We start from the raw sequence: 6831 nt of genomic DNA, 5'->3' as shown, positions 1-6831 counted from the left end.
GGGCGCGGGGGGTGTGCTGCTCACGGCCGGCAAACTAGGCCCAGTGGGCCGAGGATTGAAGCCGTCGCCGCACGCGGTTACGTCATGACACAGCCTGGCGCCGCACAGCCCTGCGCCGCCGCCGTTCCGGAGAGGACCCGATCATGCTGTTCGCCATCGTCTGCGAGGACAAGCCCGCCGCCCTGGCGCTGCGCCTGGCCACCCGCCCGACCCATCTGGAATATCTCGACAGCCAGGTCGAGGCGCTGGTCCAGGCCGGCCCGGTGCTGGATGCCGAGGGCAAGCCCTGCGGCAGCGTGCTGATCGTCGAGGCCGCCGACCAGGCCGCGGCGGAGGCCTTCGCCGCCGCCGACCCCTATGCCCAGGCGGGGCTCTTCGCCAAGGTCAGCATCCGCCCCTTCCGCCAGGTCTATGCCGGCGGCCAGCGGGTCGGCTGACATGGCGCATTGGCTGGTCAAGTCGGAGCCGGACGCCTTTTCCTGGGACCAGCAGGTGGCCAACAAGGTCGAGCCCTGGACCGGCGTCCGCAACCACCAGGCGGCCAATTTCCTGAAGGCCATGGCGAAGGGCGACCGCGCCTTCTTCTACCACTCCAACATCGGCAAGGAGATCGTCGGCATCGTCGAGGTGGCGCGCGAAGCCTATCCCGACCCGTCGGACGAGACCGGCCGCTGGGTCTGCACCGACATGCGGGCGCTGGGCCCGGTGCCGCAGCCGGTGACGCTGGCGACGATCAAGGCGACCCCCGAGCTCGCCGAGATCGGGCTGATCCGGCAGTCGCGGCTGTCGGTGATGCCGATCTCCGACGCGCATTGGGCGCTGCTGTGCCAGATGGGCGGGGTGCCGGCGAAGCTGGCGAAGTGATGCGTTTCGCAACCGGCGTATAGCGTGTGATCGCCTGAGGCGGACTCGCCGAAAGGCGTGAATCACCCGCTCGAACAACAAGCCAGCTCCCGGTCGGCGCCCCTATCGGCGCCGAACAGGAACTAGCGCCGGTTGCGGTCGCCGAACCACGGTGTGTTGTGGCGCGGCGCCGGGTCCTGCGGCTGCGCCGGCGGCTGGGTCATCAGCGGGCCGGGATCGACATAGACCTGCACCCCCGGCTGGTTGCTGTCGCCCGGCTGGGTCGGCCGGCCCGGCATACCCTGGCCGCGCGGGATGTCCTGCCGCCCCAGATAGCGCCCGTCGGAATCGTAGGAGCGCAGCACGCCGCCGCCGGCCGAGCGCTCGGTCGAGCCCTGCAGCCGCCCATCCGCCCCGTAATAGTTGGTGCGCCCGCTCTGCTGCTCCTGGAAGGGCTGCGGCCGGTAGCCCTGCGCCCCATAGCCCTGGGTCCCGTAGCCGCGCGGATTGTACCCTTGGCCCCCATAGTTCTGGGTCGGCGGCGCCTGGTTGCCATAGCCCTGCGCGCCATAGCCCAGGTCGCGCGGCCCGCCTTGGGCCAGCGCCATCCCCGAGACCATCAGGCCGGCCGCCAGGGCGACAGCGGGAATGAAGAGAGGCATGGCGCGGGTTCCTGGCGGCCGGAAAGGCGGCAGCCTCATGGTGGCGGGGAAAAGGTGACCAAATCGTAAAGCGCACAACGCGGTGGTCCCGGCGATGGCTGCCGGCTTGATCGCGGCCATCCCCTGGCCTACCGAGGCAACCCATGTCGGACGAACGCCTGCTCTGCCGCCTGGAAGACATCGTGGACGGCAAGTCGAAGGGCTTCGCCGGCCCCGATGGCAGCTTCATCGGGCTGTTCGCCGTCCGCCAGGGCGTGGCGGTGCATGTCTTCGTCAATTCCTGCCCGCATATCGGCGTGCCGCTCGACATGCTGCCCGACCGTTTCCTCGACGGGCCGGGGCGGATGATCGTCTGCGCCGTGCATGGCGCCTATTTCCGCATCCAGGACGGCTTCTGCACCGCGGGTCCCTGCGCCGGCGACAGCCTGGAGAAGGTGCCGAGCCGCGTCGACGAGACGGGCCAGGTCTGGGTGCCGCTGGACGCCGGCGCTTAAGCGAAGACGCCTGAAACTGTAGCGATTTGAAGACAGTGGGCGGGGGACCGGTATCGGTCATCGGCCACGGCCCCCTTGACGCGCGGGCAGCCGCCTTGTCCCAATGGCGTTGAACAAAACGGCGCCGCCCTCCCCGGGCCGGGCGCCGAGCGGAGGGACAAACCATGGCGGATGATGCGCTGATCGCAGTGAAGCCCGAACTCGCGGCCGGGGCGAAGGTCGATGCCGCGCGCCACCGCAGCATGACCGAGGCGGCCCGCCAGGACCCCGAGGCCTTCTGGCGCGAGGAGGCCAAGCGCATCGACTGGATGACGCCGCCGACCAAGATCAAGAACACCTCCTTCACCGGCGATGTCACGATCCGCTGGTTCGAGGATGGCGTGCTGAACGCCTCCGTCTCCTGCCTCGACCGCCATTTGGCGACGCGCGGCGAGCAGACCGCGATCATCTGGGAAGGCGACGACCCCAGCGTCGACGCCCGCGTCACCTATCGCGACCTGCATGAGCGCGTCTGCCGCCTGGCGAACGCCATGCGGACGCTGGGCGTGCAGAAGGGCGACCGGGTCAGCCTGTATCTGCCGATGATCGTCGAGGCGGCGGTGGCCATGCTGGCCTGCGCCCGCATCGGCGCCGTGCATTCGGTGGTCTTCGGCGGCTTCAGCCCCGACAGCCTGTCCAGCCGCGTGCAGGATTGCGACAGCGTGCTGGTCATCACCGCCGACGAGGGCCGCCGCGGTGGCCGCACCGTGCCGCTGAAGACCAATGCCGACGAGGCGATGAAGGCCTGCCCGACGGTGAAGAACGTCATCGTCGTCAGGAACACCGGCAACGCGGTGGCCATGCAGGAAGGCCGCGACCTCTGGTACCATGAGCTCTGCGCCGCCGCCCCGGCCGACTGCCCGCCGGAGCCGATGAGCGCCGAGGACCCGCTGTTCATCCTCTATACCAGCGGCTCCACCGGCAAGCCGAAGGGCGTGCTGCACACCACCGGCGGCTACATGGTCTGGGCCGGCTTCACCCATGAGCTGGTCTTCGACTACCGCCCCGGCGAGGTCTATTGGTGCACCGCCGATGTCGGCTGGGTCACCGGCCACACCTATATCGTCTATGGCCCGCTGGCGAATGGCGCGACGACCCTGATGTTCGAGGGCGTGCCGAACTGGCCCGGCATCGACCGCTGCTGGCAGGTGGTCGACAAGCACCAGGTCAACATCTTCTACACCGCGCCTACCGCCATTCGCTCCCTGATGCGGGAGGGCGAGGCGCCGGTGAAGAAATGGTCGCGCAAGTCGCTGCGCGTGCTCGGCAGCGTCGGCGAGCCGATCAACCCCGAGGCCTGGAACTGGTACTACCGCGTCGTCGGCGACGAGCGCTGCCCGGTGGTCGACACCTGGTGGCAGACCGAGACCGGCGGCATCCTGATCTCGCCGCTGCCCGGCGCGGTCGACCAGAAGCCCGGCTCGGCGACCCTGCCGCTGCCCGGCGTGCTGCCCGGCCTGGTCGACAATGACGGCGCGCTGCTGGAAGGCGCGACCGACGGCAACCTGGTCATCCTGGACAGCTGGCCCGGCCAGATGCGCACCGTCTTCCGCGACCACGACCGCTTCATCCAGACCTATTTCTCGACGTTCCCGGGCAAGTATTTCTCGGGGGATGGCGCCCGTCGGGATGCGGATGACTACTACTGGATCACCGGCCGCGTCGACGACGTGCTGAACGTCTCCGGCCACCGCATGGGCACCGCCGAGATCGAAAGCGCCCTCGTCGCCCACCCCAAGGTCGCCGAGGCCGCCGTCGTCGGCATGCCGCACGAGATCAAGGGCCAGGGCATCTATGCCTATGTCACCCTGAAGACCGGCGAGGAGCCGTCGGACGCGCTGAAGAAAGAACTGGTGACCTGGGTGCGCAAGGAGATCGGGCCGATCGCCTCGCCGGATGCCATCCAATGGGCGCCGGGCCTGCCGAAGACCCGCTCCGGCAAGATCATGCGCCGCATCCTGCGCAAGATCGCCGCCAACGAGACCGACAGCCTCGGCGATATTTCCACTCTCGCCGACCCGACGGTGGTGCAGGAGCTGATCGGGAACAAAGTGGGCTGAGGCGGAGCGCCGGGGGGCGCGCTGCCCCCCGGCCCGTCAGGAAACCCCGTTGGGCCCGTCCAGGATCAGCCGCACCTTGCGGCTGAGCTCCAGCCGGCCATAGGGCTTGCCGATCACCTCGAATTCCAGCGGCCGGCCGTCACGCCCCGCGGCGGTGGCGGCCTCGGCATAGCCGGTGGTCAGCAGCACCTTCAGCCGCGGCCGCCGCCGCCGTGCCTCCCGCGCCAGCATCACCCCGTTCATCGGCCCGGGCATCACCAGGTCGGAGAACAGCAGGTCGATGCCCTGCGCCCCGTCCAGCACCGCCAGCGCTTCCTCCGCCTGGCTGGCCAGCAGCACGCGATAGCCGAAATCCTCCAGGATCTCCCGCGCCAGCCCGGCGACATCGGCGCGGTCCTCGACCAGCAGGATGGTCTCGTGGCCCTGCGCCTCCACCCCTGGCAGGCCGCGCGGCACGGCGGCGCGCGCCTCCTCGGCCAGCGCCGGGAAGGCCAGCTGCAGCACCGTGCCCTCGCCCTCGATCGAGCGCAGCCGCAAGCCCCCGCCCGATTGCCGGGCGAAGCCATAGACCATCGACAGGCCCAGCCCGGTGCCCTTGCCCTCCTCCTTGGTGGTGAAGAACGGGTCCAGCACCCGCGCCATCACCCCCGGCGCCATGCCGCAGCCATTGTCGGCCACCTCCAGCAGCACATAGTCCCCGGCCGGCAGGTCGGCGGCGAATTCGGCCGCGGCGGCGGCGTCCAGCCGCAGGTTGCGGGTGGCGACGCCGATCTCGGCGCCGCGCCCGGGCACCATGGCGTCGCGCGCATTGATCAGCAGGTTGAGCAGCGCCAGCTCCGCCTGGGTCGGGTCCAGCCGGCAGGCCCACAGCCCCGTCCCCGGCCGCAGCCGCAGCGCCACCGCATCGCCCAGCGTCCGCCCGGCCAGGTCGCGCATCCCCTCCACCAGGCTGTTCAGGTTGAGCGGCCTTCCGTCCAGCTGCTGCTTGCGGGCGAAGGCCAGCAATTGCTGGGTCAACTGCCCGGCCCGGCCGGCGGCGCCCCGCACGTGGTCCAGCGCGCGCTTCAGCCGGTCGCGATCCGGCGCGGGCTTGTCCAGCCCGACGGCGATCAGCTCCAGATAGCCCTGCATCACCTGCAGCAAATTGTTGAAGTCATGCGCGATGCCGCCCGTCAGCTGGCCCAGCGCCTCCATCTTCTGGCTCTGCCGCAGCGCGTCCTCGGCATCCCGCCGCCGGCTGACATCCAGCTGCGAGCCGAAGAAATAGGCGAGCTCCCCCTGCTCGTCATGGATCGGCGAGACGAACAGCGCGTTCCAGAAGCTGGACCCGTTCTTGCGGTAGTTCAGCACTTCCAGCGCGATCTCGCGCTCCTCGGCGATGGCGCGGCGCAGCGTGGCCAGGGTCGCCCGGTCGGTCTCCGGCCCCTGGAGGAAGCGGCAGTTGCGCCCCAGCACCTCGGCCGCGTCATAGCCGGTCATCCGCAGGAAGGCGTGGTTGGCATAGAGGATCGGGTGGTCGGGCGACCGGGCGTCGGTCACCACCATCGGCATTCGCGTCGTCTCGATGGCGGCGTGGAAGATCTCGCGGTAGCGCGGGGGCGCAGGGCGGCTGAGCGATTCGGTCTCGGGCGCCGCCTGCTCGGGCGGCCGCGACCGGCGACGGCGGGCGCGTTCACTGTCTGGCATGCGCGTCTTCCCCCGGGCCGGTGCGTTCCTCTGTCTCAGCCATTGATGAACGCCCAGTTACCGGCATTCTTGGGCGCGACGGCCCGACCGCGGCAAGGAGAATTGAAACATGACCGATCGGCACCGCATCGCCGGGGGCGCGCTCACCGCCACCATCCAGGCCGCCGGCGCCGAGCTGGTCAGCCTGCGCGACGCGGACGGCGCCGAATATCTGTGGCAGGCCGGCCCCGCCTGGCGCCGCCATGCGCCGCTGCTGTTTCCCATCGTCGGCCGCCTGCCCGGCGACACCCTGCGGCATGCGGGGAAATCCTACCGCATGACCCAGCACGGCTTCGCCCGCGACCGCCGCTTCGCCTGGGTCAGCCGCGAGCCCGGCCGCTGCCGCCTGCGCCTGGTCGACGACGCCGAAAGCCGCGCCCTCTACCCCTTCGCCTTCCAGCTGGAGGTCGAATACCGCATCGAGAACGGCCGCCTCGCGGTCCGCAGCCAGGTCGCCAATCCCGGGAAGGTGCCGCTGCCCTGCAGCTTCGGCGCCCACCCAGCCTTCCGCTGGCCGCTGGTCGATGGCGCGGCCAAGGACGCCCACCGCCTGACCTTTGCCCAGGCGGAGACCGGGCCGTCGCTGCGGCTGGAAGGCGGGCTGCTGGGCGACCCCGAGCCCAACCCGGTCACCGGGCGCGAGCTCGCATTGAAAGAAGCCCTGTTCAAACGCGACGCCCTGATCCTGCCAGGGGTCGCCAGTCGGGCGGTCCGCTACGCGGCGCCCGACGGCACCGCGCTGCTCATGGAATGGGAAGGCTATACCGACCTCGGCCTCTGGTCGAAGCCGGAAGGCGCCGACTTCCTCTGCATCGAACCCTGGTCAGGGATGAGCAGCCCGAAAGGCTGGGACGGCGAGTTCAACGACAAGCCGGACACGATGCACATCGCGCCCAATGCGCAACGAACCTTTGAATGGTCAGTCGAAATCAAGCATGGGGGCTCCGCCCCCAAACCCCCGCCGGGGGGATAGTATCCCCCCTGTCTCTTACACACATCTCCGAGCCC

At 70.0% G+C, this 6831-nt stretch carries 7 protein-coding genes; 5 read left to right on the top strand and 2 right to left on the bottom strand.

Translation table 11 applies throughout. From position 1 onward, the window contains the following. Positions 1-143: 143 nt before the first annotated feature. On the top strand, positions 144-437 hold the full coding sequence (locus tag GVN67_RS27390) for a YciI family protein (RefSeq protein ID WP_160000486.1): 294 nt from the start codon (positions 144-146) through the stop codon (positions 435-437). Position 438: 1 nt separating this feature from the next. Further along, the gene (locus tag GVN67_RS27385) at positions 439-864 is read left to right on the top strand and encodes an EVE domain-containing protein (protein ID WP_160000485.1); all 426 of its coding nucleotides are present in this window, start codon (positions 439-441) and stop codon (positions 862-864) included. Between the two features lie 122 nt (positions 865-986). Here the strand turns inward: GVN67_RS27385 and GVN67_RS27380 are convergent, their stop codons facing one another. Further along, on the bottom strand, positions 987-1505 hold the full coding sequence (locus GVN67_RS27380; protein WP_160000484.1) for a hypothetical protein: 519 nt from the start codon (positions 1503-1505) through the stop codon (positions 987-989). Between the two features lie 143 nt (positions 1506-1648). Between GVN67_RS27380 and GVN67_RS27375 the strand changes: the two genes are divergently transcribed. Continuing rightward, a complete protein-coding gene (locus tag GVN67_RS27375) occupies positions 1649-1999 on the top strand; it encodes a Rieske 2Fe-2S domain-containing protein (RefSeq protein WP_160000483.1) in 351 nt (116 codons plus the stop codon). A 164-nt stretch (positions 2000-2163) separates the two neighbouring features. After that, positions 2164-4098 carry an acetate--CoA ligase gene (gene acs / locus GVN67_RS27370; protein ID WP_160000482.1) on the top strand — a complete coding sequence of 645 codons (1935 nt, stop codon included), beginning with the start codon at positions 2164-2166 and terminating at the stop codon, positions 4096-4098. A gap of 36 nt (positions 4099-4134) precedes the next feature. On the opposite strand, the gene GVN67_RS27365 is transcribed toward acs, so the two are convergent. Further along, positions 4135-5784, bottom strand: a complete 1650-nt coding sequence (locus GVN67_RS27365) for a histidine kinase famiy protein (RefSeq protein WP_160000481.1) — start codon at positions 5782-5784, stop codon at positions 4135-4137. Between the two features lie 109 nt (positions 5785-5893). Between GVN67_RS27365 and GVN67_RS27360 the strand changes: the two genes are divergently transcribed. Beyond that, complete coding sequence (locus GVN67_RS27360; RefSeq protein ID WP_160000480.1) at positions 5894-6796, top strand: aldose 1-epimerase family protein; 903 nt, start codon at positions 5894-5896, stop codon at positions 6794-6796. Positions 6797-6831: the final 35 nt, after the last annotated feature.

The organism is Roseomonas sp. 18066 (genome assembly GCF_902706185.1).
Lineage (GTDB): Bacteria > Pseudomonadota > Alphaproteobacteria > Acetobacterales > Acetobacteraceae > Pseudoroseomonas.
Note: the sequence above shows the minus strand (reverse complement) of the source record. Positions and strands in the feature narration are given on the sequence as shown.